The sequence below is a fragment of the Nocardioides dokdonensis FR1436 genome (assembly GCF_001653335.1).
GTDB classification, from domain to species: Bacteria; Actinomycetota; Actinomycetes; order Propionibacteriales; family Nocardioidaceae; genus Nocardioides; species Nocardioides dokdonensis.
The window spans coordinates 178,311-201,417 of record NZ_CP015079.1 but is presented as its reverse complement, the minus strand read 5'-3'; the positions used below and the strand labels follow the sequence as shown (position 1 = coordinate 201,417).

Below are 23,107 nucleotides of genomic sequence, written 5' to 3'. Positions count from 1 at the left end.
ACCTTCAGCGCATGGGTCCTCGCCGCCAGCGTCTCCTGAGCGAGGCCGGACGTTTCCTCGCCGTGGGCGGGCTGGCGACGATCGTCGCCCTGGTCCTGTTCAACCTGCTGGTGCACGGCTTCAACACCGGCGCCCACGCGCTGCTCGACGACAAGCCGATCCTGGCCTACGTGCTGGCCAACACCGTGGGCATGGTCATCAGCTACCGCGGCACCCGTCAGTGGGCCTTCCGTGACCGCCCGACCCGGCACGCCGACGGCGGTCGATCGGCGTTCGTGGTGATCAACGTGGTCACGATGGCCATCCCGGTGCTGTGCCTCTTCGTCAGCCGCGACCTGCTCGGTCTCGACGACCCCCTCAGCGACAACATCGCCGCCAACGTCATCGGTCTGGCGCTGGGCGTGGCCGCGCGGTTCTGGCTCTTCCGGACCCTGGTCTTCCGCCGCCCCATCAACCTCGGCGACATCTACCCCGCGGAGTCGGCGCGGCCCCTCGACCCGGGTCTGGGCCCGGAGGGCGACGAGGTGCCGGGGGCCCCGCTCAGCGAGCAGGCGACCAAAGACCGGTCCAGGAGTGGCCCAACTCCGCCACCAGCTCTCGGAGGCGGGGCAGGCTGAGGCCCACCACGTTGTGGTGGTCGCCCTCGATGCGGGTGATGAAGGCGCCGCCGAACCCGTCGATGGTGAAGGCGCCGGCGACGTGCAACGGCTCGCCCGTCGCCACGTAGTCGGCGATCTCGCGGTCGCTCACCTCGGCGAAGTGCACGGTCGTCGAGACCGTCGCCTCGGCGCTGGCACCGCTGGCGGTGTCGTGGAGGCTGTGGCCGCTGTGCAGCACGCCTGAGCGACCCCGCATGGTGCGCCACCGGGCGGCCGCCTCGGCGGGGTCCGCGGGCTTGCCGAAGGCCTGCCCGTCGAGCTCGAGCACCGAGTCGCAGCCGAGCACCAGGGCGCCGGGGGGCACCTCCGCCCGATCGACGACGGCCAGCGCCTTGAGCCGGGCCAGGGCCCCCGCCAGCGCGGCCGGAGCCAGGTCGGCGACCTGCGACTCGTCCACGCCGGAGACGACCACCACGGGCTCGACGCCGGCGCGCCGCAGGGTCTCGAGACGGGCGGGGGAGGCGGAGCCGAGCACGAGCACGGGGGAGTCGGTGGTCACCCGGCGCACCCTATGACGTGGGTTGGCACAATGCTCCCGTGCCCGCTCGCCGCCCTGCTCCGGCCCTGGTCGCCGTCGCCGCACTCGTGGCCCTGGCGCTCCTGGCGGTCACAGCGGTCCTGGTGGTGCGGGGCCTCGAGGTGGGCCCCTTCGCGCCCGGACCCCAGGGGCGCAACCACTTCGCCGACCGGGCGACGTACGTCGATCCCGACTCGAAGGCCCGGGCCGCGGCCACCCGGGCCCGCGCCGACGGCGACCTCGAGCTCGCCGACCGGCTCGACGAGCTGGCTTCCGTCCCGTCCGGGATCTGGCTGACCCCCGAGCAGCACCCGATCGGGGCGGTGGGCGCCTACGTCACCGGGCTCGTGAGCAGCGCCGACGAGCGCGACGAGGTGCCCCTGCTGGTGCTGTACGGCGTGCCCGAGCGCGACTGCGCCGGCCTGCTCTCGGCCGGTGGCCTGCCCCCGGAGGACTACCCCGTCTGGGTGGGGGAGGTCGCTGCCGCGCTCGGCACCGCCGTCGGGCCGGCGGTGGTGGTGCTGGAGCCGGACGCGTTGGCCACGGCCGAGGAGTGCGGACGGCGTGACGAGCGGGTCGACCAGCTGGGCGCGGCCGTCGACCTGCTCGCCGACGCCGGCGTGACGACGTACGTCGATGCGGGGCACTCCGACTGGATCCCCGCCCGGGCGATGGCGCGGATGCTCGAGGAGGTCGGCGTGGCCCGCGTGCGCGGGTTCGCGACCAACGTGGCCAACTACCAGCGCGACGCTGACGAGCAGGCCTACGCGCGCACGCTCGACGAGCTGCTGCCCGCTGCGCAGCACTGGGTCGTCGACCGGGGACGGAACGGGAACGGGGCCACCGACGAGTGGTGCAACCCGCCGGAGTCGACGCTGGGTCAGCGGCCCGGGTTCGTCGACGACGGATCGGGCCTGGACGCCTACCTGTGGGTCAAACCCCCGGGGGAGTCCGACGGCACCTGCGGCGGCGGGCCGCCGGCCGGGGAGTTCTGGGCCGAGGGTGCGCTGCGCCTTCTGCGCTGAAGTCCGGACAGGTGCCACGCAGCCGGGTGGGACGTTGTTAGTCTCCCCCCATGACAGCGGACGAATGGACCGCGGTGATCATCGAGGATGACCCCGACGTCCGCGACCTCATCGACATCGTGCTGACCCAGTCCGGGTTCCGCACCGTCCTGGCCGAGGACGGGCCGAGTGGCATCGAGGCCGTGCGCCAGCACGACCCGCTGATCACCACGCTCGACGTGAACATGCCCGGCATGGACGGGTTCGCGGCCGCCAAGCGGCTGCGCGAGTTCAGCAACACCTACCTGATCATGATCACGGCGCTGGCCGACGAGATCGACGTGGTCCAGGGGTTCGAGGCCGGCGCCGACGACTACCTCGTCAAGCCGTTCCGTCCCCGCGAGCTGCGCGCGCGGGCCGACTCGATGCTGCGGCGCCCGCGCGAGCGAGTCGACCAGCCCACCGGTCCCAGCGCCCCCGTCGAGCCGGCTCCCGCCCGTGAGCCGGACTCGTGGGCCGCCCAGGCCGCCCGTGACCTCCAGGAGCAGGCCCTGCCGCCGCGATCGGTCAGCGCGCTGCCGCCGGCCCGGGCACCGATCCCCGAGGCGGCACCGGCCGCCGAGCCGGTGCCGGTCCCCGCACACCTGCACGCGGTCGCACCGCCCCCGCACGTGGACCACGGCGGTGCCGCCGCCGACGGCTCCTGGGTGCGGTTCAACGGTCTGGCGCTCAACAACGAGACGCGCAGCGTCACCGTTGGCGGTGCCGGCGTCGAGCTCACGCGCACCGAGTTCGACCTGCTCGCCTCCCTGCTCAGCACCGGGCGTCGGGTCCGCAGCAAGGCCGACCTCGTGCTGACCATGCGCGGGCAGCAGTACGTCACGTCGTACTTCGTCAACGAGGCCGACAAGCGCTCCGTCGAGGTCCACATCGCCAACCTGCGCCGCAAGATCGGTGACGACAGCGCGAACCCGCGCTACGTCGAGACGGTCCGGGGCGTGGGCTACCGGCTCGCCGACCCGCTCTGAGCGGCGCCCGGCCCTAGTTGGCGTTGACCGGGATCTTCGCCCTGTCGGTCTTCTCGTCCGACTCGAAGATCGCGATCGGCACGGTCTGCTTGACCGTGCGCTGGATGAACCGGCTGCTGCCCGGGCTCTCCTGGATCGAGACCGTCGCGGTGAACATGAGCTCGATGCCGCGGGTGTCCTTCGAGGTGCCCTTGATCTTCTGGTTGCGCAGCTCGAAGGCGCCCTTGGGCGAGGTGATGAGCATGCCGTACGTCGTGCTCAGCGGCTGCGGGTCGAAGGTGACGTCGCGCGCCTCGGCGTCGAGCCGGTAGGGCTGCTGGGGCTTCCCGCCGCCCGCGGTGATCGTGCGCGAGGCGACCTTGATGCGGTCGAGGTAGACCTTGCGCTTGGTCGCGAAGGGGGCGCGGATGGCTCGGTCCAGGTCGTAGGCCTGGAAGGTGAAGGAGAAGAACTTCGACCCCCGGGCGTACCACTCGTTCGTGCGCGGCGTCGACTTGGTGGGGTAGAGCGTGTAGACGAAGTCGATCCCGGACGCACCGTCGACCGAGATGTGGCTCTGGAAGGTGCCGTCCCGGGTGAACTGGGAGTCGTACAGCTTCTCGGTCGGGCTCGCGGTCGGCTGCGCCTCGACAGGCTCCCCGCCACGGTCGAGGAGGGAGCAGCCGCTGAGTCCCGCCGACGTGGCGAGCGCCAGGGCGGCGGCGAGGAGACGGACCCGCGGGGTCCTCGTGGTGCGGTGCGACGTCATGCCTTGAACCCCCGGTAGCGCCTGCTGGCCTTGATGATCATCCATGCTGTCTGCAGGACGGTGATGACGCCGAGGATCGGCCAGCCGATGGCCAGGACGTCGGACTTCTGGTCGACGTCGAGCGGGCCGTAGACCCAGCCGGCGTACAGGCCGGCGAACAGGACGGCGGCGAAGACGAAGGGGTAGATCCAGGCCACGCCCTTGCCGCGCTCGGCCTTGGCCTGCGCGGCCCAGTTGTCGGTCTGCTGCTTGGAGAAGAACTTCAACCAGGCCCGGACGAAGTGGCCCATCCGGGTCATCATGTAGATCTCGGCCGGGAAGACCAGCAGCACGAAGAGGTAGTCGCGCCGGTTGCGGAACGCCATCGAGTGCGCGACCCGGAAGTTGAGGTAGACCGCGGCCACCGGGGGGACCAGCCACAGCGGGCTGAACACGAAGGCGCCCAGGGAGAGCGACCAGCCCAGGAGCACCACGAACAGGAACCGGGTGGTCATGTTGATGACCATCGACATGTGCTCGAACCAGCGCAGCCGCAGGTTGGGGTGGAACGGCTGGCCCTTGGTGTCGCCGCGCTGGCCGGGCCACATCAGGTCGATCGCGCCGAAGTTCCACTTCACCTGCTGGGCGTCCAGCGAGCGCAGCGTGCTCATCCCGCCCACGTGGGCCCGGGCCCGCGCGGAGATCTTGGTGAGGTAGCCGGCCGACTTGATCTGCAGCGACAGCAGGGAGTCCTCGACCTCGGAGTCGCTGACCCACGGGGTGCGCTGGTGGCTGTCGCGCATCACGTCGCGCAGGGCCTGGACCGAGAAGATCGAGAACTGGCCGCCGAGCACCGCCATGTTGCGGCCCTTGAGCAGGTTCTGCATGTTGAAGGCGGAGAACTGGGCGCGCTGGCCGGCGATGAGGAACTTCGACATCAGCCCGTCGAGCGCGGAGTCGTCGATGGAGTAGATCGCCGAGATGCCGCCGATGCGGTCGTCGCTCTCGATCTCGTCGACCAGGTGCTGGATCGCGTCGGGCTCGGGGGTGGTGTCCCCGTCGACCCCGAGCAGGAAGTCCATGTGCTCGACCAGGGAGAAGCCGTAGTTGAGGGCCCCGACCTTCTTGTCGGGGTTCTTGCCGATGTCGTGGACGTAGACGACCGTGCTCTGCTCACCCGTGGGCGTCATCCGGGTGTGCGGGCCGGCGTAGTGGCTGGCGATCTCCACGGACTCGTCGCTGGTGTTGTTGACGATCAGGTGGACCACGTCGGGCAGCCGCGTCTGCTGGAGCAGGGAGTCCAGGACGCCGGCGATCGTCTCGGCCTCGTTGTAGGCCGGGATGATGCAGCCCACGGTGGCGCGCGTCGTCGGGATGGAGTCCAGGTGGTCGAGGAAGTCCTCGGCGTAGGCCTCCAGCCCCGGGTCGGGCCGCTGCACGAAACCCTGGGGGGCGCCGCGGCCGGTCTCGAGCCGGTGGTCGGCCCCGAGGTCGTCGCTCATGTGCTGGTCTCCCGTCGTCCGACACCCTCGGACCGGGGCGTCGTCCCTGGAGTCTGCCCGCCGTGGCTCAAGGTCGGAGGCGGGTTTGACCAAAGATTGGCGCGGGAGTTGCTCAAGACGAACGGCTCGGTGCGCTCACCGCGGGAGCGCGCTGGCGCGCCAGGCGCCGGGCCCGTGCAGCAGCGGGCGGCGTACGCCGCGGGCGGGCGCCGACCACGCGGGGGTGCGGCGCGGTGCGGGCGCCGCACCGCCGCCGAGGGCGGAGAGGACGGCCACGACCGCGGCCACCTCCTCCGCCGTGGCGTCGGTGTTGACGATCCGCAGCGCCGGGCGCTGGTCGTTGCTCACAGCGGGATGTTCCCGTGCTTCTTGGGCGGCAGCGTCTCCCGCTTCGAGCGCAGCAGGCGCAGGGCCCGGACGATCTCGAGGCGGGTCTCGTGCGGGGCGATGACCGCGTCGATGTAGCCCCGCTCGGCCGCGATGTAGGGGTTGGCCAGCGTGGTCTCGTACTCGTCGATCAGCTCGGCCCGGCGGGCCTCGACGTCGCCGCCTGCCTTCTCGATCTCGGCCAGCGTCTTGCGGTGCACGATGTTGGCCGCGCCCTGGGCGCCCATGACGGCGATCTGGGCGGTCGGCCAGGCGACGTTGATGTCGGCGCCGAGGTGCTTGGACCCCATCACGTCGTAGGCACCGCCGTAGGCCTTGCGGGTGATCACCGTGATCAGCGGGACCGTGGCCTCGGCGTAGGCGTAGATCAGCTTCGCGCCGCGCCGGATGATGCCGTTCCACTCCTGGTCGGTGCCGGGCAGGAAGCCGGGGACGTCCACGAAGGTCAGGACCGGGATGTTGAAGGCGTCGCAGAAGCGCACGAAGCGTGCGGCCTTCTCGCTGGCGTCGATGTCGAGGGTGCCGGCGAACTGCATGGGCTGGTTGGCCACGACGCCCACGGGCCGGCCCTCGACCCGGCCGTAGCCGATGATGAGGTTCGGCGCGAAGAGCTCCTGGACCTCGAGGAACTCCTCGTCGTCCAGCACCGCCCGGATCACGTCGTGCATGTCGTAGGGCTGGTTCGGGCTGTCCGGGATGATCGTGTCGAGCGAGCGGTCGAGGTCGGTGAACTCGGTGTCTGCCGGGTCGTCGTAGACGGTCGGCTCGTCGAGGTTGTTCTGCGGCAGGTAGCCCAGCAGCGCCTTGACGTACTCGATGGCGTCCTCCTCGTCGGCGCCCATGTAGTGGGCGTTGCCCGACTTGGTGTTGTGCGTGCGCGCACCACCGAGGTCCTCCATGGAGACGTCCTCGCCGGTGACCGTCTTGATGACGTCGGGTCCGGTGATGAACATCGCGGAGGTCTTGTCGACCATCACGGTGAAGTCGGTGACCGCGGGGGAGTAGACGTGACCGCCGGCGCAGTTGCCCATGATCATCGAGATCTGCGGGATGACGCCCGAGGCGTGCACGTTGCGGCGGAAGATCTCGCCGTAGAGCCCGAGCGAGACGACACCCTCCTGGATGCGCGCGCCCGCCCCCTCGTTGATGCCGATGATCGGGCAGCCGGTCTTGATGGCGAGGTCCATCACCTTGGTGATCTTCTCGCCGTAGACCTCGCCGAGCGAGCCGCCGAAGACCGTGAAGTCCTGGGAGAACACGCACACCTGGCGGCCGTCGATCGTGCCGTAGCCGGTGATCACGCCGTCGCCGTAGGGACGGGTCTTCTCCAGCCCGAAGGCCGTGGACCGGTGCCGTGCGAGCTCGTCGAGCTCGACGAAGCTGCCCTCGTCGAAGAGCATCTCGATGCGCTCGCGGGCGGTCTGGCGTCCCTTGGCGTGCTGCTTCTCGACCGCCTTCGCCGATCCGGCGTGGACGGCCTCGTCCAACCGTCGGTCCAGGTCGGCGAGCTTGCCCGCCGTCGTGTGGAGATCGATGTCCTGCGGGACTTCGGTGCCCTCGCCTGGCTGTGCACTCACGTGATCCGGCCTCCTGACTGGGCCCGTCCGTGTGGCCCTTCCGTCTGCTCGTGCGTCAATGTAGTGCCCGTGAGCGACGTGCCGAGCCAGTGCCCACCCCTCGACGAGCCGCTGGACGTCCACCGGTTGTCCGGAGCGGGTGTCGAGGTGGTCCCGGAAGCCGCCTCGACGAACGCCATCGTGGCCGACCGGGCCCGCGCCGGAGCCGCGGAGGGACTGGTCGTGGTCACCGAGCACCAGCGTGCCGGGCGCGGGCGGCTCGACCGGGTGTGGCACACCCCGGCCCGCTCCGCCCTGACCTTCTCGCTGCTGCTGCGCCCCACGGTCGGGGCGGACCGGTGGCCCTGGCTGCCGCTGCTCACCGGGCACGCCGTGGCCGGCACGCTCCACGCCGCCGGCTTCCCCGCCGGGGTGAAGTGGCCCAACGACGTGCTGATCGCGGACCGCAAGGTGGCCGGCATCCTGGTCGAGCTGGTCGCGACGCCGTCCGGCCCCGCCGCCGTGGTCGGCGTCGGGCTCAACGTGCGGCTGCCGGCCGCCGACCTGCCGGTCCCGACCGCGACCTCGCTGCTGGTCGAGGCGGAGCGCCGCGGGCTCGAGGTCCCCGACCGGACCGGTCTGCTGCTGGGTCTGCTGGACACGCTGCGCGCGGGCCACGACGACTGGCAGCGCGGCGGCGAGCCGGCGGCGCGGCGGCTGCGGACGGCGTACGCCGACGCCTGCGTGACGCTCGGGCAGCCGGTGCGGGTCGAGCTGCCGGGGACCGGGCCGCTGGAGGGCGACGCCGTCGGGATCGACGCCCAGGGCCGGCTGCTGGTCGACGCCGGGGGAGAGCAGCCGGTGGCCGTCTCCGCCGGCGACGTGGTGCACGTGCGTCGACGCTGAGGACACAGCACGCCCGCGGGTGAGAGGATCAGCGACGTGCCGATCAACCGGAGCCTGCTCAACGACGGCGAGAACGTGGTCGTCTCCACCCGCACCCACCCCAAGGCGTTGCTGCTGCCCCTGCTCGTGCTCGTGCTGCTGCTGGCCCTGGGCAGCTTCGTGGAGGTGCGCACCAGCGGTGACGGTGGGCGGGTGGTGGCCTGGGTCGTGTGGGCCGTGGTGGCCCTCGGGGTGCTGCGCTTCGTCCTCTGGCCGTTCCTGGTGTGGCTGACCGGCAGCTACACCTTCACCGACCGTCGACTGATCACCCGCACCGGTGTCCTCACCCGGCGCGGGCACGACATCCCCATCTCGCGGATCAGCGACGTGGCCGTCGAGCTGCACCTGATCGACCGGATGCTGGGCTGCGGCACGCTGGTCGTCAGCGACGCCAGCACCCACGGGCAGGTGAGCCTGCCGGACATCCCCCGGGTGGAGGAGGTCCAGCGCCGGCTCAACGCGCTGCTGCACGGGCACTCGGGTCGGGGCGAGGGCGCGTGAGCGACGAGGAGCCGACGCCGCGCCCGATGCGGATCTCGCACAGCGACCTGGAGAGCGCGATCCTCGGCGACAAGCCGGCCCTGACCGGGAGCGAGGTGGCCCGCTCGGTCGACATCAGCTCCGAGCAGGCCCGACGGCTGTGGCGGGCGCTGGGCTTCCCCGAGCACGACGACAACGTGGTCGCCTTCCTGCCCTCGGACGCGAAGGCGATCGCAACGCTGCGCAAGGTCATGGACGGCGGCGTGCTCGACGACGACATGGCCGTGAACATGACGCGGGCACTGGGCCAGACGATGGCGCGCCTCGCCGAGTGGGAGGTCACGGCGCTGGTCCAGCGCGTCGAGCAGATCCACGGCCAGGCCGACGCCGACCGACCGGTGCCGTCGGGCACCCGCGTGGACGCTGCGTTGCAGCTGGTCGAGGACCTCAGCGGTCCCTTCGAGGAGCTGCTGATCTACGCGTGGCGACGCCACCTGGCAGCGGCCGCCGCCCGGATCGAGGCCCTGGCCGCCGACGACGAGGACCTGCACACCGTCGAGCTGAGCGTCGGGTTCGCCGACATCGTCGGCTTCACCGCGCTGTCCAACACCTTGACCGAGGAACGCATCGGCGACCTGGTCGAGCTCTTCGAGATGCGCTGCGCCGATGTCGTGGCCACCCAGCGCGGCCGGGTCATCAAGAGCATCGGCGACTCGGTGCTCTTCGTGAACGACGATCCGCTGCGCGCCTACGACATCGCCGAGGGGATCATCAACGTCATCGGCCGCGACCCCCGGATGCCGGACGTGCGGGTCGGGCTCGCCACCGGGTCGGTGGTGCTGCGGCTCGGCGACGTCTTCGGGCCGCCGGTGAACATGGCGGCCCGGCTCACCAACGTGGCCCGGCGCAACCGGATCATCACCGACGAGGCGACCGCGGCGCTGCTGCCGGTCGATCAGTTCGAGCGTCGGCGGATGGCCGCGCGACCGGTGCGCGGGTTCGGCATCGTCGAGCCGGTCGCCGTACGCCGGCACTGAGGACCGCGGACCCGGCGGGTGACCCACGTCACGTCCACCGTCCCAGGATCGGCTCGATCTTGGCGAGATGTCCTTTACCTGCCGCGCTCGTGCTAGGTAAAGAACTGGCTTGGTCGAATGTGGCACAAAGATGCCAGTGACATTCTCTCCCTTTGGCTACCGACCGGTCATTTCACTTTCTATGATTGTCCACGTGATCAATGTTCAGGAGATCAGCCTCGATCCGGATACCCGACGAGCCTGGCGCGCCGGCGACGAGATAACGCTCTCGCGCAAGGAGTTCGACCTCGTGCACGCCCTCATCGCCCGCGCCGGCGACATCGTGACGCGGGAGGAGCTGATGCGCGACGTGTGGCACACGTCGTTCTGGACCAGCTCCAAGACCATCGACGTGCACCTGGGGTGGGTGCGGCGCAAGCTCGGTGACGACAGCCGCAACCCGCACCTGATCACCACCATCCGGGGCAAGGGCCTGCGCTTCGAGACCGCCAGCCCGGCCGCCTGACGCAGCCCGGCACGCCCTAGGCTGAGCGGCGTGACAGAGCCCGCCACGCCCACCACCGCTCCGACCCTGGCCGTGATCGGCGGGGGTCAGCTGGCCCGGATGATGGCGCAGCCGGCGATCGCGCTGGCGCTGCCGCTGCGGCTCCTGGCCGAGGCCGAGGGCGTCTCTGCGGCGCAGGTGATCGTCGACCACCAGGTCGGCGACCACCGCGACCTGGCCACCCTGCGCCGGGTCACCGAGGGCTGCCGCGTGGTCACCTTCGACCACGAGCACGTTCCGACCGAGCACCTGCACGCCCTGGAGGCCGACGGCATCGCCGTGCGGCCCGGCCCGCGCGCACTGGTCCACGCCCAGGACAAGGCGGTGATGCGGGAGCGCCTCGTCGAGCTCGGCGTGCCCTGCCCCCGCCACGCCGTGGTGGGCGAGGTGGCCGAGGTCGAGGCCTTCGGGTTCCCCTGCGTGCTCAAGACCACCCGGGGCGGGTACGACGGCAAGGGGGTCTGGGTCGTGCGCAGCAGCGCCGACTGCGCCGAGCCCTTCCGGGTCGCCGAGCAGAGCGGCGTACGCCTGCTGGCCGAGGAGCTCGTCGACTTCCGCCGTGAGCTCTCGGCCCTGGTCGCCCGGTCGCCGAGCGGCCAGGCAGCCGCCTACCCGGTCGTGGCCTCGACGCAGCTCGACGGCATCTGCCACGAGGTCGTCGCCCCGGCCCCCGACCTCGACGAGCACCTCGCCGGCCAGGCCCAGGCGATCGCGCTGCGGGTCGCCGGCGAGCTCGACGTCACCGGCGTTCTGGCCGTCGAGCTCTTCGAGACCACGGACGGACGCATCCTGGTCAACGAGCTGGCCATGCGCCCGCACAACACCGGCCACTGGACCCAGGACGGCGCGGTCACCTCGCAGTTCGAGAACCACCTGCGCGCGGTGATGGACCTCCCGCTCGGGTCGCCCGCCCCGCGCGAGCGGTGGACGGTGATGGTCAACATCCTGGGCGGCGAGCGCGCGGACGTGGGGCACCTCTACGACGGGTTCCCGCACGCCATGGCCCGTGACCCGCACCTGCGGGTGCACCTCTACGGCAAGGACCTGCGCCCCGGGCGCAAGGTCGGCCACGTCAACGCCTACGGCGACGACCTCGAGGACTGCCTGGAGCGCGCGCGGCACGCCGCCGCGTGGTTCCGTGGCGACCTCGGCGACGAGAGCGAGTGAGATGAGCGGTCCGACCAGCAGCACCGACCGGCCCCGGGTGGGCATCGTGATGGGCTCCGACTCCGACTGGCCGGTGATGAGGGCCGCGGCCGAGGCGCTCGAGGAGTTCGGGATCGCCCACGAGGCCGACGTCGTCTCCGCGCACCGGATGCCGCAGGAGATGATCGACTACGGCCGCGACGCGGCGGGGCGCGGGCTGTCGGTGATCATCGCCGGCGCCGGCGGCGCGGCCCACCTGCCCGGCATGCTCGCCGCGGTCACCCCGCTGCCGGTCGTCGGCGTACCGGTGCCGCTGGCCTACCTCGACGGCATGGACTCGCTGCTCTCCATCGTCCAGATGCCCGCCGGCGTACCGGTGGCCACGGTCGCGGTGGGTGGTGCCCGCAACGCCGGGCTGCTCGCGGTGCGCATCCTGGCCGCCACCGACCCGGCGCTCCAGGAGCGGATGGTCCGGTTCCAGGAGTCGCTGCGCGAGGCGGCCCACGCCAAGGGTGAGGTCGTGCGCCGCGAGGCCGGCGGCGCGGCGCCGCGGGTCGGGTTCTGACGCACGTGCTGCGACCAGGCCGCCTGGTCGGGCTCGACCTGGCGCGCTGCCTGGCGCTGCTGGCCATGATGGCCACCCACCTGCTGGACCCCCGCTCCGCCGACGGCTCGTTGAGCACGTCGGCGTGGCTGTTCTCCGGCCGCGCGTCGGCGCTGTTCGCCGTGCTCGCGGGGGTCAGCCTGGCGCTGATGACCGGACGGGCCCGGCCGCTGCGCGGGCGCGCCCGTCTCACCCGGTCCGCCGGCCTGGCCGTGCGGGCCGTGCTGATCGCGGCGGTCGGCCTGGCCCTGGGCGCGGTGGACTCCGGGATCGCGGTGATCCTGACCCACTACGGCCTGCTCTTCCTGCTGGGTCTGCTGGTGGTCGGGCTCCGGGCCCGGGCCCTGGCACTGCTGGCCGCGGCGTGGGTGCTCCTCGCCCCGGTCGCCTCGCAGCTGGTGCGACCCCACCTGCCCGCGCGCGGCTACGCCAGTCCGAGCCTCGAGCAGCTCGGCGACCCGGTCCGGCTGCTCTCGGAGCTGCTGTTCACCGGCTACTACCCGATGGCCTCGTGGTTCGCCTACCTGCTGGCCGGACTGGCGCTGGGCCGGCTCGACCTGGGCTCGGTGCGCCGCCGCGGGCTGGCCGGGCTCGCGCTGGCCGGGGCGGCGCTGGCCGTCACGGCGACCTGGCTCTCGCACACGCTCACGGCGCGGGCCGACGTGCTGGGCGCGCTGGTCCCCGGTGTCCTGGCCCGGCGGGGACCAGCGGTCGCCGAGGTGCGGCTGCGCGGGTCGGTCGAGGGCGGCCTGTACGGCCAGACCCCCGTCGAGGGTCCGTGGCAGTGGTTGCTGGTGGTCGCCCCGCACTCGACCACCCCCTTCGACCTCGCTCAGACCATCGGCAGCGCGGTCCTCGTGGTGGCGGCCTGCCTCCTGCTGGTGCGGCTGCTGCCGGCACGCGGTGCGGTCGTCGCTGCGGTGCTGGGCGGCGCGGGTGCGGCCACGCTGAGCCTGTACACGCTGCACGTGCTGATGACCTCGGACCTGCTGCCGCCCGACCTGGGCGATCCCGGCACCGTCGTGCAGTACGTCGTGGTGCTGGGTGCCGGCGCGCTGCTCGCCGTCCGGGGGTGGCGCGGGCCGATGGAGGCCGTGGTGGCCCGGGCGGCGCAGGGGGTCGAGGCCGCGCTGCGCTAGCCGCGGCGGCGCCACTCGATCGCGGGACAGGTGTCCATCACCATGGCCACGCCTGCGCTCGTCGTCCGCTCGAAGGCCTCCTCGTCGACCACGCCGAGCTGGAACCACACGCCCCGGGCGCCGATGCGCACCGCCTCGTCGGCGAACGGCCCGGCCGCCTCCGACCGGCGGAAGACGTCGACGACGTCGACCGGGAACGGGATGTCGGACAGGGTCGGCCAGGCCCGCTCGCCGAGCACCTCGAGCCCGCCCTCGCGAGCGGCGGCCGGGTGGACCGGCACCACCCGCTTGCCGCGCTCCTGCAGCAGCGCCGCGATGGAGTACGCCGTGCGGCTCGGGTCGCCGGACAGGCCGACGACCGCCCAGGTGGCGCAGTCCTCCAGCATCGTCTCGACCCACGCAGGGTCCTGCCAGCTCCGCATGGTGGCGCTCATGCCAGGAGCCTAGGGGGCTCGGCAAGGCCATCCCCAAGGGTGGTGGGACGCCCTGGGGCGCGGGCTAGGTTCGAGGTCATGGCCAACCTCAAGTACACCGTCCCGGGCATGTCCGACGCCGACGCGGAGCGGGTGATCGCCCTGCTCCAGGAGCGGCTGCATGCCGCCAACGACCTGCACCTGACCCTCAAGCACGTGCACTGGAACGTCGTGGGCCCGCACTTCATCGCGGTGCACGAGATGCTCGACCCCCAGGTCGAGGCCGTGCGCGGCTTCGCCGACGAGCTGGCCGAGCGCATCGCCACCCTCGGTGGCTCGCCGACCGGCACCCCGGGCGCGCTGGTGGCGGCGCGCAGCTGGGAGGAGTACTCGATCGGGCGGGCCACGACGCAGGAGCACCTCGGCGCCCTCGACCTCGTCTACCAGGGTGTGATCAGCAGCTACCGCGACGGCATCAAGGAGCTCGGTGAGCTGGATCCGGTCACCGAGGACATGTTCATCGGGCACACCGAGAAGCTCGAGCTGTTCCACTGGTTCATCCGGGCGCACCTCGAGGACAAGGCCGGCGGCCTGTCCACCGAGGGCGCCACCTCGGAGAAGGACGCCGCTCGGTCGGCCGGCTGAGCCGTAGCGCAGACCCGACGCGACGCCCGCACCGCTGAGGTGCGGGCGTCGTTTCGAATTTCAGCGACCCGCTTGGCGCATCGGCTACCGTGTTGTGCCACAAACACGGCCTAGGCCGGTGTACGGTCCTCGCATCCGGAACTGGTGCCGACCCCCCGCGGCAGCCACGCCGGCGAAGTCTCGGGGTCGCTATGCGTCGTTCCGCCATTCTCCTCGCACCGCTGTCGCTCGCAGTCGGGCTCGTGATCGCGTTGCCCTCGGTCGTGGCCCACGCGGCCCCAGCCCGGGTCGGCCTCGGCACCGCGACGTCGTTCGCCGTGCTCGGTGGCAGCACGGTCACCAACGTCGGACCGACGGTCGTCTCCGGTGACCTGGGCCTGAGCCCCGGCACCGCGGTCACCGGCTTCCCGCCCGGTCGGGTGGTCGGTGGGACCCAGCACGTCACCGACGCGGTGGCAGCGCAGGCCCAGGACGACGTGACCACGGCCTACAACGATGCGGCCGGGCGGAGCGCCGACGTCGACCAGACGGGTCGCGACCTCGGCGGCCAGACCCTGGTCGGCGGTGTCTACCGCGCGGCCAGCTCGATGGCGCTGACCGGGACCCTCACCCTCGACGCCCAGGGCGACCCGGACGCCGTGTTCATCTTCCAGGCGGGCTCCACGCTCATCACCGCGAGCAACAGCACCGTCGCCCTCACCGGTGGGGCGCGGGCCTGCAACGTGTTCTGGCAGGTGGGGAGCTCGGCGACCCTGGGGACCGCCACCGACTTCATCGGGACCATCCTCGCGCTGAGCAGTGCCACCCTCCAGACCGGCGCCACCCTCGAGGGCCGGGTCCTGGCGAGGAACGGCCAGGTCAGCCTCGACACCAACACGATCACCGCTGCGAGCTGCGCCGCGGCGCCGACCCCCAGCCCGACGTCGACGCCCAGCCCGACGTCGACGCCCAGCCCGACGTCGACGCCGAGCCCGACGTCGACTCCCACCAGCAGTCCCACCGCCGGTCCGACGTCGACGCCCAGCCCGACGTCCAGCCCCACCCCTGGTCCGACGGTCACGCTCGATCCCTCCGCCGGTCCGACGTCGTCGACCGAGAGCGCGACGCCCACCGACGGAGGAAGCACCGACACCGACACCGGTACCGGCACCGGGACTGGGACGGGTGGTGGCGACGGTGGTCCGGACTCGCCTGGTGGTCCGATCGTCCCGTCCGGGCACCCGGCGACCGGCGCTGCTCCCAGCATGCACACGTCAGGGAGCCTGTGGTTGCTGATGGCGGGCGGTGTCGCCCTCCTGACTGCCGCCGGCGCAGCCGCACTCGGCGGTCGACGAGCCCGGATGCCGCACCCCCACCGGGCGTGAGTCGCCACCCGGCGTCGCGCCACCGGGGTCGACCGCCTGGTCGGGTCTGGGCCCTGGCGGCCGTGGTCCTCGTGCTCGTCGCCGCGGGCTGCCTGCTGCGCTGGGCGGACGGTTCTCCGGTGGTGCCGGCCTCGACGGCCGCCTCGACAGTGGCCCCGACGCTCGACCCGACGCTCGACCCGACGCCGGCCGCAACGGTCACGCCGGTGCAGGCCACGGTCCCTCGGCCGGTGCGGCTCGACATCCCGGCGATCTCCGTGTCCACCTCGCTGGAGAGGCTCGGCCTCCAGGCGGACGGCACGGTCGAGGTCCCTCGCATCGCCGACAACGCGGGATGGTTCCAGCTGGGGACCCCGCCGGGCGGAGCCGGTTCGTCGGTGATCCTCGGGCACGTCGACAGCACGGACGGGCCTGCGGTGTTCGCGGGCCTCAAGGACCTGCGTGCCGGCCACGAGGTGCGGGTCGGCCGGACCGACGGCTCGACGGTCACCTTCCGGGTCGTCTCGGTCGAGACGTACCCGAACGCCGAGTTCCCGGCCGACGAGGTCTACGGGCGCCTCGACGGCAGGAGGCTCAACCTGGTCACCTGCGGAGGGGCCTACGACAGCAGCAAGGGCGGCTACCAGTCCAACGTCGTCGTCTACACCAGACAGCTCGACGTCACCCGGTGACGCGCGAGGGCTCAGGAATCGCGGTCCTGGATCGTTCGACGAGCGGTCACTTTCGCACCGTCGACCGGTCACCTCTGCACCCTCGAGCAGTCACTCGCCGTACGCTCGAAAAAGTTTTCGATCAGCCTGTGGAAAACGCCGTTTGACCTGGCGTTTTACCTAGCGGCTTGGGAGAATGCTCCCATGGCCACGACGGCACTGCACCCCATCGCCGGTGCGGTGGCGCGCGTGCATGCCGCCCTCGACGAGGTGGCCGAGACCCCGGCCTGGTCGATGGGCCAGGCCGACGCCGCTGAGGTGCTGGTGCAGATCGCGCGGGCCGAGGCGAGGTTGGTCGAGCTCCGCTCCCGGGCGCTGGTCCAGGCGGAGGCCGTGGCGGTCCAGGAGCGCAACGCCTCGCCGTCGTTGGCGGTGTGGCACGCCTACGCGACCCGGTCGACGAAGCGGGAGTCGTTCCGCGAGGTCCACCTCGCCACCGGTCTGGAGCAGTACGGCGTCGTGCGCGAAGCGCTGGGGCGTGGGGACCTGGTCGCGGAGCAGGCATCGGTGATCGTCAACGCGCTGGACGTCCTGCCCGACGACCTGGACGCCTCGGTGCTGGAGCAGGCCGCGAAGACACTGGTCGCCTACGCCGAGGTCCACGACGCCAAGGCGTTGAAGATCCTGGGCCGGCGGATCCTCGAGGTCGTCGCCCCCGAGGTGGCCGAGGCGTGGGAGGCCGAGCAGCTCGCCAAGGCCGAGCGGGAGGCGGAGAAGGCTGCGGTGTTCCGGATCCGCGAGGACGGCGAGGGTCGCTGCAAGGGGTCCTTCACGGTGCCGCTGCTGGTCGGCCAGATGCTGGAGCGGGCGCTGCTGGCGTTCGCCGCGCCGAGGCACCAGATCGCGAAGCGCGCCGGACGCGACGAGCAGGAGGACCAGGCGCCGGTGCCGGTACGTCGGCCGACCGCGCAGCGCCTCGGTGCGGCGTTCGTGGAGCTCATCGAGCGCCTCGACCCGACGACTCTTCCCCGTGCCGGCGGGGTGAACGCGACCGTGGTGGTGACCATGACCGCAGCCTCGCTGATGGGTGGACTCGCTGCCGCGACCCTCGACACCGGCGCCCGGGTCAGCGCCGCGACCGCGCGCCGGCTGGCGTGCGAGTCCGGGATCGTCCCGGTCGTGCTGGGTGGGAAGAGCCAGCCACTCGACGTCGGCAGGACCCGCCGGTTCTTCACCTACGCCCAACGGATCGCCCTCGCCGTGCGCGACCGGGGCTGCACCGCCCAGGGCTGCGACGCCCCACCCGCGATGTGCCACGCCCACCACGACGACCCCTGGTCCCGCGGAGGGCGCACCGACCTCGCCAGAGGCAGGTTGCTGTGCCCGTTCCACCACCGCCGCATCCACGACCCGGACTACGAGGCCGACGTCGGCGCCGACAACCAGGTCCGGTTCCACCGACGGACCTAGAGGGCCACGCTCAGGTCCGGTCAGACGACGGGGTGGATGCGCGGCAGCGCCGACGCCTTGCCCTCGAACTGCGGGGTGCGCTTCTCGCGGAACGCCGCCACGCCCTCCTTGCCGTCGCCCAGCGAGGTCCAGTACATCGCCAGCGAGTCCGACAGGTGCGCCTCGAGGGGGTGCGCCAGGGCGGAGTTGCGGTAGAGCATCTGCTTGGCCAGACCCAGGGCGACGGGGGAGCGGTCGCGCACGAACGAGCGGGCCAGCTCCAACGCCGCGGGCAGCAGGTCGTCGGGCTCGTGGACCGAGCGCAGCAACCGGCCCTCGAGCGCCTGCTCGGCGGTGAGGACGTCGGCGGCGTACACCCACTCCAGCGCCTGCTGGATGCCGACGATGCGCGGCAGGAACCAGCTCGACGCGGCCTCGGGGACGATGCCCAGCCGGCCGAAGACGAACCCGATCTTGGCCTTCGTCGAGGCCAGGCGCAGGTCCATGGCCAGGGTCATCGTGGCGCCGATCCCGACCGCGGGACCGTTGATGGCGGCGATGACCGGCTTGGGCAGCGCGTGGATCGCCAGGGTGACCTTGCCGCCGGTGTCGCGCACGCCGGCGTCGTACGGCGCCTCGTCGTAGGCGGCCCGGAACTCCTCGGGGCTGGGGCGCACCGACTCGTCCAGCCCGAAGACGTTGCCCTCGGCGGAGAGGTCCATGCCGGCGCAGAACGCGCGGCCGGCGCCGGTCACGACGACGGCGCGGACGTCGTCGCCGGTGAGCTCGGTGCGGAAGACCGACTCGAGCTCGCGGGCCATGGTCAGGTCGAAGGCGTTGAGCGCCTCGGGCCGGTCCAGGGTCAGGGTGGCGACGCCGTCGCCGTCGACGGCGATGTCGAGCGTGTCGTGGCTGGTCTGGCTCATCCGGTGGTTCCCTTCGCAAGACCGGAGGGCGAGCAGAGGCCCTGCCCGATCCGGTCGGTGTCGTCGTCGATGATGGCCTGGAACATCTGGGGCGCCCGGTCGGGGTCCCAGTTCACGGCGAGGTCGCTGATCGGGACCCCGCAGGTCAGTCCCTTGTCGCCGTTGACGCGGGTCATCGCCATCGCCCACAGGCCGGCGCGCCAGGGGGTCATGCCCTTGCCGAACTCCACGGTGTCGGTCGCGGCCATGTTCAGGCGCCAGTAGCGCACCGGGTTGAGCACCGACCACGGCGAGAGCACCTCGGAGCCGACGGAGGAGACGACCTCGCGCTGGGCCTGGGCGCGCTGCACGTCGCCCAGCGCGGTGTAGGTCTTGCGCGAGCGGGCGTAGCCCAGGGCGGTGCTGCCGTCCGCCTCCTGGCAGCCGGCCTCCACGTCGAGGTTCGCCAGCGGGTCCTTCATCGCCTTCTCCGGGCAGATCTCGACACCGCCGACGGCGTCGACGAGGCCGACGAAGCCGCCGATCCCGATCTCGACGTACTCGTCGATGTGGATGCCGGTGTTGCGCTCGATCGTCTTGACCAGCAGCTTGGGCCCGCCGAAGGCGTAGGCGGCGTTGATCTTGGTGGTGCCGCGGTCGGGGATCTCCACCAGGGAGTCGCGGGGGATCGACATCAGCAGGTTCGGTCCCGAGCCGGTGTGCAGCAGCATGATGGTGTCGGTGCGCTGGCCGGCCGCGTTGCCGGTGCCGAGCGCCTTGCGCTCCTCGGGGGTCAGGCCCTCGCGGGAGTCGCTGCCCACCATCAGGTAGGTCGTGCCCTTCTGCTCCTCGGGCCGGTCGCCGCCGGGGGCGAAGACGACCTCGTCGACGCGGGTCCAGGCGTAGATCGGCACTGCGACCAGGAAGACGATCCAGGCCACCAGCAGCAGCGCCAGGTAGCGCAGCCGGAAGCGGGGCCGCCACGAGCGGCCCGACCTCGCCGGCACCGGTTGCCGCGGCGCGGGCCGCGGTGCGGGTTGGGGTGCGGGCTGGGGCGCGGGCTGGGGTGTCGGCCGAGGGGAGGGGGTCGCGGCGGGTCGGCCCGTGGGCGCGGGCCGCGGCTGCACGGGCATCTGCCGGGTCGCGTCCGGCTCGGGATCGCCCTTGCCCCCGTACAACCAGTCGAAGCGTTCGCCGTCGCCGTCCCCGCTGCCGGGCCGCTGTGCCATGGCGCTGACGCTACCGTGCCGCCATGCCCTCGCCGTCCGGAGCCGCGCCCGAGCCGCTCGCCGCCCGCCCCTCGTCCTTCGCCCGGGTCTCGCTGGCGGTGATGACCTCCAGCAGCCAGGCCAACCTGCTGGGCAACATCCACGGGGGCGAGGTCGTCAAGCTCGCCGACTCGACCGCAGGCGCGGTCGCGCAGCGGCACAGCGGGGGACCGGCGGTGACGGCGGCCCTCGACGAGATGGTCTTCCTGCGGCCCGTGCACGTCGGCGACATCGTGCGCACCGTCGCGCAGGTCAACTGGGCCGGCCGCTCGTCGATGGAGATCGGGGTGCGCGTCGAGGCCCAGCCCTGGAACGACCCGTCCGCCGGGGGGCTGCACGTGGCGTCGGCGTACTTCGTCTTCGTCGCGGTCGACGCCGACGGCCGCTCGCGCGACGTGCCGCCGCTGGACCCCGAGACCGACGAGGACCGGCGCCGGCAGCGCGAGGCCGAGATCCGGCGGGCGCACCGCCTGGCTCGGCGCACCGAGATCGAGGAGGGTCGGCGCGGCGTACCGTCGTGACGGCTGTGACTGGTGATACTGCTGGGACGTACACGTTCCGTCACAGCAGGAAGGCATCTCGATGCCACCCGTCTCTTCCCCCCGGGTGCTCGACGGCCAGGAGCCCCAGCAGCGCCCCAGTGCCGCCGACCGAGCCGCACGCGTCCGCTTCCGTCGTGCGCTGTCGCTGATGGCGATGACCCTCGTCGCGCCCGGTTCGGCCCAGCTGGTCGCCGGCAACCGACGGGTGGGTCGCCTCGCGCTGCGGGTGTGGCTCGTCGTCGTCGCGATCGTGCTGGTGACCGGGCTGGTCGTCCTGCTCGACCCCGAGAAGGCCGTCACCCTGGGATCCAAGGCGTGGCTGCTGCTCCTGCTGCGCACCGCGCTGCTGGCGGGTGCGGTCGGGTGGGCCGTGCTGTTCATGGACGCCTGGCGCCTGGGCGCGCCGCTCAGCCTCGGGCTGGCCCACCGGCGCGCGGTCGTCGGGGTCAACGGGGTGCTGTCGCTCAGCGTCGCGGGCACCCTGCTGTTCGGCGCCCACCTGGTCGCCGTCCAGCGCGACCTCATCGTCACGATGTTCGGCTCCGGCGAGGTCGCCGGCGCCGCGGACGGGCGCTTCAACGTGCTGCTCATGGGCGGGGACTCCGGTGCCGGCCGCTGGGGCCTGCGCCCCGACTCGATGACCGTGGCCTCGATCGACGCCACCACCGGGCGCACCGTGCTGATCTCGCTGCCGCGCAACATGGAGAACTTCCCCTTCGCGGACGGCTCGGTGATGGCCGAGCAGTTCCCCGACGGCTTCGACGCCGACTACCTCAACGGCGTCAGCACCTGGGCCCAGGACAACACCGAGCTCTTCGAGGGCTCCGACAACCCGGGCGTGGACGCCACGGTCTCGGCGATCGAGGGCATCACCGGCCTGGAGATCAGCTACTGGGCGATGGTGAACCTCCAGGGCTTCAAGGACCTGGTCGACGCGGTCGGGGGTGTCACCCTCACCGTGCGCCAGGCGATCCCCGTGGGTGGCCTCGGCTCCGACGTCTACGACTACATCGAGCCCGGCACCCGGCGCCTGTCCGGCTTCGAGACCCTCTGGTACGCCCGGGCCCGGGAGGGCTCGGACGACTACTCGCGCATGGCCCGGCAGAAGTGCGTGATGAACGCGATGCTGCAGCAGGTCAGCCCGCAGTCGGCGCTGCGCAACTTCGAGAGCATCGCCGAGGCCTCCTCCGAGATGATCTCGACGAACCTGCCGGCCTCCGAGCTCGACACCTTCATGTCGCTGGCGATGAAGGCGCGCGACCAGAAGATGTCGACGCTCTCGCTGGTCCCGCCGATGATCAACACCGCCGAACCCGACATCGAGCTGGTCCGGGGCAAGGTGGAGGCCGCGATCGAGAAGGCCGAGGCCAGCGCCGAGGACGGGCCGCGCGCCAAGCCGAAGAAGGACTCCACCTCGGCCGTGACCGGCGGCTCGGTCGGTTCGCTCTCCGAGGGGTACGCCGCCAACCAGGCCGGCGACCTGTCCAGCGCCTGCTGAGCCCACCCGCGGCGGCCGGGGTCGGCGCGGGCGCCTAGCCTGGGCGTGATGTCCACCCCCGTCACCACCGTGCTCGCCGTCGACGGCAACTCGCTGCTGCACCGGGCCTTCCACGCCTCGGCACGCAGCGGGTTCCGCACCGCCGACGGTCGCCCGGCGTGGGCGGTGCGGGGCCTGCTCTCCCAGCTCGTCGCCGCGGTCGACCGGGCCATGGCCGACGCGGTGGTCGTGGGTTTCGACGACCCTGCCGCCAGCGTGCGGCGCGAGCGCTGGCCGACGTACAAGGCGCACCGCACGCCCAAGCCGGAGACGCTCGTGGAGCAGCTCGACTCCGTGGTCACCGTGCTGCGCGAGCTGGGCGTGGGGGTCGTCGTGCCGGTCGGGCTGGAGGCCGACGACGTGCTGGCCAGCGTCGCAGCGCAGGCCCCGGAGGCCGGGTTCCGCACCGTGCTCGCGACCTCCGACCGCGACAGCTTCGCGCTCGTCGACGAGCACACCCGGGTGCTGCGCATCCTCAACGGTGGCGTGGACGCCTCACCGCTGCTCGACCCTGCCCGGCTGGCCCTGGTCACCGGGGTCCGCCCCGACCAGTACCTCGACCTGGCCGCGCTGCGCGGCGACGCCTCCGACAACCTGCCCGGCGTCGCGGGCTTCGGCGCCAAGACCGCCGCGAAGCTGCTGGCCGCGCTCGACACCGGGGCCGACGCGCTGGCCGACGCCGCCGCCGGGGGAGAGCGCTGCCGCGCCGCCGTCGGGCCGGCCCGCGCCCGCACCCTGGGCACCGAGGAGGCGCGCGAGCGCTTCTACCTCAACCGCGAGGTGATGGCGATGGTGCGCACCGTCGACGTCGGCCTCGCCGACGCGTGCGCGCTGCCCCTGGAGGAGTCGCGGGTGCGCTCGGTCTTCGGGCGCCACGACCTCTTCGTCAACGGGGCCGTGCGCGCGCTGTGCCTCGCCGAGCCGACCCCCGGCGCGCCCGAGCGCACCACGACGTCGTACGTCGATCCGCGCTGGCGCGCCGCGCCCACCCCCGCCCCGCCGCGCCTGCCCCCGGCCCCCGCTCCGGCCCCCGCCCAAGGCACCCTCTTCTAGCCGACC

The 23,107-nt window shown here is 72.4% G+C and carries 25 protein-coding genes; 17 read left to right on the top strand and 8 right to left on the bottom strand.

The features are described 5' to 3' along the window. Window positions 1-11: 11 nt before the first annotated feature. Window positions 12-617, top strand: coding sequence for a GtrA family protein (locus tag I601_RS00920; RefSeq protein ID WP_068105263.1), 606 nt, complete (start codon window positions 12-14; stop codon window positions 615-617). Here I601_RS00920 and I601_RS00915 read toward each other — a convergent pair. Next, window positions 541-1,158 (bottom strand): Maf family protein, encoded by a 618-nt coding sequence (locus I601_RS00915; RefSeq protein WP_218917728.1) that lies wholly within the window; start codon window positions 1,156-1,158, stop codon window positions 541-543. The genes I601_RS00920 and I601_RS00915 overlap by 77 nt on opposite strands. A gap of 38 nt (window positions 1,159-1,196) precedes the next feature. Between I601_RS00915 and I601_RS00910 the strand changes: the two genes are divergently transcribed. Beyond that, a complete protein-coding gene (locus I601_RS00910) occupies window positions 1,197-2,201 on the top strand; it encodes a glycoside hydrolase family 6 protein (protein ID WP_169834647.1) in 1,005 nt (334 codons plus the stop codon). Between the two features lie 50 nt (window positions 2,202-2,251). Further along, entirely contained in the window at window positions 2,252-3,208 is a 957-nt protein-coding gene (locus I601_RS00905) for a response regulator transcription factor (RefSeq protein ID WP_068105261.1), read from the top strand. Window positions 3,209-3,221: 13 nt separating this feature from the next. Here the strand turns inward: I601_RS00905 and I601_RS00900 are convergent, their stop codons facing one another. From I601_RS00900 to I601_RS00885, 4 genes are all read right to left on the bottom strand, one after another. Beyond that, a complete protein-coding gene (locus tag I601_RS00900) occupies window positions 3,222-3,956 on the bottom strand; it encodes a hypothetical protein (RefSeq protein WP_068105260.1) in 735 nt (244 codons plus the stop codon). Further along, a complete protein-coding gene (locus tag I601_RS00895) occupies window positions 3,953-5,437 on the bottom strand; it encodes a glycosyltransferase family 2 protein (protein WP_068105259.1) in 1,485 nt (494 codons plus the stop codon). The genes I601_RS00900 and I601_RS00895 overlap by 4 nt, the downstream gene beginning before the upstream one ends. 135 nt (window positions 5,438-5,572) lie before the next feature. After that, window positions 5,573-5,785: an acyl-CoA carboxylase epsilon subunit gene (locus I601_RS00890; RefSeq protein WP_068105258.1), complete on the bottom strand. Its 213-nt coding sequence runs from the start codon at window positions 5,783-5,785 to the stop codon at window positions 5,573-5,575. Beyond that, a complete protein-coding gene (locus I601_RS00885) occupies window positions 5,782-7,401 on the bottom strand; it encodes an acyl-CoA carboxylase subunit beta (protein WP_068105257.1) in 1,620 nt (539 codons plus the stop codon). Before I601_RS00885 ends, I601_RS00890 begins: the two co-directional genes overlap by 4 nt. Window positions 7,402-7,470: 69 nt before the next feature. Here I601_RS00885 and I601_RS00880 point away from each other — a divergent pair, with 69 nt between their 5' ends. The 7 genes from I601_RS00880 to I601_RS00850 all read left to right on the top strand — a co-directional run bounded on the left by I601_RS00880 (window position 7,471) and on the right by I601_RS00850 (window position 13,275). Then, complete coding sequence (locus I601_RS00880; protein ID WP_084526973.1) at window positions 7,471-8,286, top strand: biotin--[acetyl-CoA-carboxylase] ligase; 816 nt, start codon at window positions 7,471-7,473, stop codon at window positions 8,284-8,286. A 36-nt stretch (window positions 8,287-8,322) separates the two neighbouring features. Then, the gene (locus I601_RS00875; protein WP_068105255.1) at window positions 8,323-8,826 is read left to right on the top strand and encodes a PH domain-containing protein; all 504 of its coding nucleotides are present in this window, start codon (window positions 8,323-8,325) and stop codon (window positions 8,824-8,826) included. Beyond that, window positions 8,823-9,842, top strand: a complete 1,020-nt coding sequence (locus I601_RS00870) for an adenylate/guanylate cyclase domain-containing protein (RefSeq protein WP_237089517.1) — start codon at window positions 8,823-8,825, stop codon at window positions 9,840-9,842. The genes I601_RS00875 and I601_RS00870 overlap by 4 nt, the downstream gene beginning before the upstream one ends. A 193-nt stretch (window positions 9,843-10,035) precedes the next feature. Continuing rightward, window positions 10,036-10,347, top strand: a complete 312-nt coding sequence (locus I601_RS00865) for a winged helix-turn-helix domain-containing protein (protein ID WP_068105253.1) — start codon at window positions 10,036-10,038, stop codon at window positions 10,345-10,347. 30 nt (window positions 10,348-10,377) lie between these two features. Further along, window positions 10,378-11,553, top strand: a complete 1,176-nt coding sequence (locus I601_RS00860; protein ID WP_084526971.1) for a 5-(carboxyamino)imidazole ribonucleotide synthase — start codon at window positions 10,378-10,380, stop codon at window positions 11,551-11,553. Window position 11,554: 1 nt separating this feature from the next. After that, complete coding sequence (gene purE / locus I601_RS00855; protein WP_068105252.1) at window positions 11,555-12,097, top strand: 5-(carboxyamino)imidazole ribonucleotide mutase; 543 nt, start codon at window positions 11,555-11,557, stop codon at window positions 12,095-12,097. 5 nt (window positions 12,098-12,102) lie between these two features. Next, window positions 12,103-13,275 (top strand): heparan-alpha-glucosaminide N-acetyltransferase domain-containing protein, encoded by a 1,173-nt coding sequence (locus tag I601_RS00850; protein ID WP_084526969.1) that lies wholly within the window; start codon window positions 12,103-12,105, stop codon window positions 13,273-13,275. Here the strand turns inward: I601_RS00850 and I601_RS00845 are convergent. Beyond that, window positions 13,272-13,709 carry a CoA-binding protein gene (locus tag I601_RS00845; RefSeq protein WP_068105246.1) on the bottom strand — a complete coding sequence of 146 codons (438 nt, stop codon included), beginning with the start codon at window positions 13,707-13,709 and terminating at the stop codon, window positions 13,272-13,274. The two genes, I601_RS00850 and I601_RS00845, sit on opposite strands and share 4 nt — an antisense overlap. 78 nt (window positions 13,710-13,787) lie before the next feature. Here I601_RS00845 and I601_RS00840 point away from each other — a divergent pair, with 78 nt between their 5' ends. The 4 genes from I601_RS00840 to I601_RS00825 all read left to right on the top strand — a co-directional run bounded on the left by I601_RS00840 (window position 13,788) and on the right by I601_RS00825 (window position 17,817). After that, window positions 13,788-14,333, top strand: coding sequence for a Dps family protein (locus I601_RS00840; RefSeq protein WP_068105243.1), 546 nt, complete (start codon window positions 13,788-13,790; stop codon window positions 14,331-14,333). A 242-nt stretch (window positions 14,334-14,575) separates the two neighbouring features. Then, complete coding sequence (locus I601_RS00835) at window positions 14,576-15,697, top strand: ice-binding family protein (protein WP_218917727.1); 1,122 nt, start codon at window positions 14,576-14,578, stop codon at window positions 15,695-15,697. Next, the gene (locus tag I601_RS00830) at window positions 15,694-16,368 is read left to right on the top strand and encodes a class F sortase (protein ID WP_169834646.1); all 675 of its coding nucleotides are present in this window, start codon (window positions 15,694-15,696) and stop codon (window positions 16,366-16,368) included. Before I601_RS00835 ends, I601_RS00830 begins: the two co-directional genes overlap by 4 nt. 183 nt (window positions 16,369-16,551) lie before the next feature. Beyond that, window positions 16,552-17,817 carry an HNH endonuclease signature motif containing protein gene (locus I601_RS00825; protein WP_068105233.1) on the top strand — a complete coding sequence of 422 codons (1,266 nt, stop codon included), beginning with the start codon at window positions 16,552-16,554 and terminating at the stop codon, window positions 17,815-17,817. Window positions 17,818-17,837: 20 nt separating this feature from the next. On the opposite strand, the gene I601_RS00820 is transcribed toward I601_RS00825, so the two are convergent. Further along, window positions 17,838-18,722 carry a crotonase/enoyl-CoA hydratase family protein gene (locus tag I601_RS00820; RefSeq protein ID WP_068105229.1) on the bottom strand — a complete coding sequence of 295 codons (885 nt, stop codon included), beginning with the start codon at window positions 18,720-18,722 and terminating at the stop codon, window positions 17,838-17,840. Then, window positions 18,719-19,930 carry an LCP family protein gene (locus tag I601_RS00815; RefSeq protein WP_068105221.1) on the bottom strand — a complete coding sequence of 404 codons (1,212 nt, stop codon included), beginning with the start codon at window positions 19,928-19,930 and terminating at the stop codon, window positions 18,719-18,721. Before I601_RS00815 ends, I601_RS00820 begins: the two co-directional genes overlap by 4 nt. 23 nt (window positions 19,931-19,953) lie before the next feature. On the opposite strand from I601_RS00815, the gene I601_RS00810 reads away from it, so the two are divergent. The 3 genes from I601_RS00810 to I601_RS00800 all read left to right on the top strand — a co-directional run bounded on the left by I601_RS00810 (window position 19,954) and on the right by I601_RS00800 (window position 23,101). Next, window positions 19,954-20,490: an acyl-CoA thioesterase gene (locus I601_RS00810; protein WP_068105219.1), complete on the top strand. Its 537-nt coding sequence runs from the start codon at window positions 19,954-19,956 to the stop codon at window positions 20,488-20,490. A gap of 61 nt (window positions 20,491-20,551) precedes the next feature. After that, entirely contained in the window at window positions 20,552-22,009 is a 1,458-nt protein-coding gene (locus I601_RS00805; RefSeq protein ID WP_068105217.1) for an LCP family protein, read from the top strand. 48 nt (window positions 22,010-22,057) lie between these two features. Continuing rightward, window positions 22,058-23,101, top strand: a complete 1,044-nt coding sequence (locus I601_RS00800; protein WP_068105215.1) for a 5'-3' exonuclease — start codon at window positions 22,058-22,060, stop codon at window positions 23,099-23,101. The last annotated feature ends 6 nt before the right edge of the window (window positions 23,102-23,107 follow it).

Bases quoted from the DNA above. Each gene is read 5' to 3' on its own strand.
- purE (WP_068105252.1), top strand. From the start codon at position 11,555: ATGAGCGGTCCGACCAGCAGCACCGACCGGCCCCGGGTGGGCATCGTG.
- I601_RS00895 (WP_068105259.1), bottom strand. From the start codon at position 5,437: ATGAGCGACGACCTCGGGGCCGACCACCGGCTCGAGACCGGCCGCGGC.
- I601_RS00815 (WP_068105221.1), bottom strand. From the start codon at position 19,930: ATGGCACAGCGGCCCGGCAGCGGGGACGGCGACGGCGAACGCTTCGAC.
- I601_RS00905 (WP_068105261.1), top strand. From the start codon at position 2,252: ATGACAGCGGACGAATGGACCGCGGTGATCATCGAGGATGACCCCGAC.
- I601_RS00805 (WP_068105217.1), top strand. From the start codon at position 20,552: ATGCCACCCGTCTCTTCCCCCCGGGTGCTCGACGGCCAGGAGCCCCAG.
- I601_RS00820 (WP_068105229.1), bottom strand. From the start codon at position 18,722: ATGAGCCAGACCAGCCACGACACGCTCGACATCGCCGTCGACGGCGAC.
- I601_RS00920 (WP_068105263.1), top strand. From the start codon at position 12: ATGGGTCCTCGCCGCCAGCGTCTCCTGAGCGAGGCCGGACGTTTCCTC.
- I601_RS00810 (WP_068105219.1), top strand. From the start codon at position 19,954: ATGCCCTCGCCGTCCGGAGCCGCGCCCGAGCCGCTCGCCGCCCGCCCC.
- I601_RS00825 (WP_068105233.1), top strand. From the start codon at position 16,552: ATGGCCACGACGGCACTGCACCCCATCGCCGGTGCGGTGGCGCGCGTG.
- I601_RS00840 (WP_068105243.1), top strand. From the start codon at position 13,788: ATGGCCAACCTCAAGTACACCGTCCCGGGCATGTCCGACGCCGACGCG.
- I601_RS00800 (WP_068105215.1), top strand. From the start codon at position 22,058: ATGTCCACCCCCGTCACCACCGTGCTCGCCGTCGACGGCAACTCGCTG.
- I601_RS00900 (WP_068105260.1), bottom strand. From the start codon at position 3,956: ATGACGTCGCACCGCACCACGAGGACCCCGCGGGTCCGTCTCCTCGCC.
- I601_RS00845 (WP_068105246.1), bottom strand. From the start codon at position 13,709: ATGAGCGCCACCATGCGGAGCTGGCAGGACCCTGCGTGGGTCGAGACG.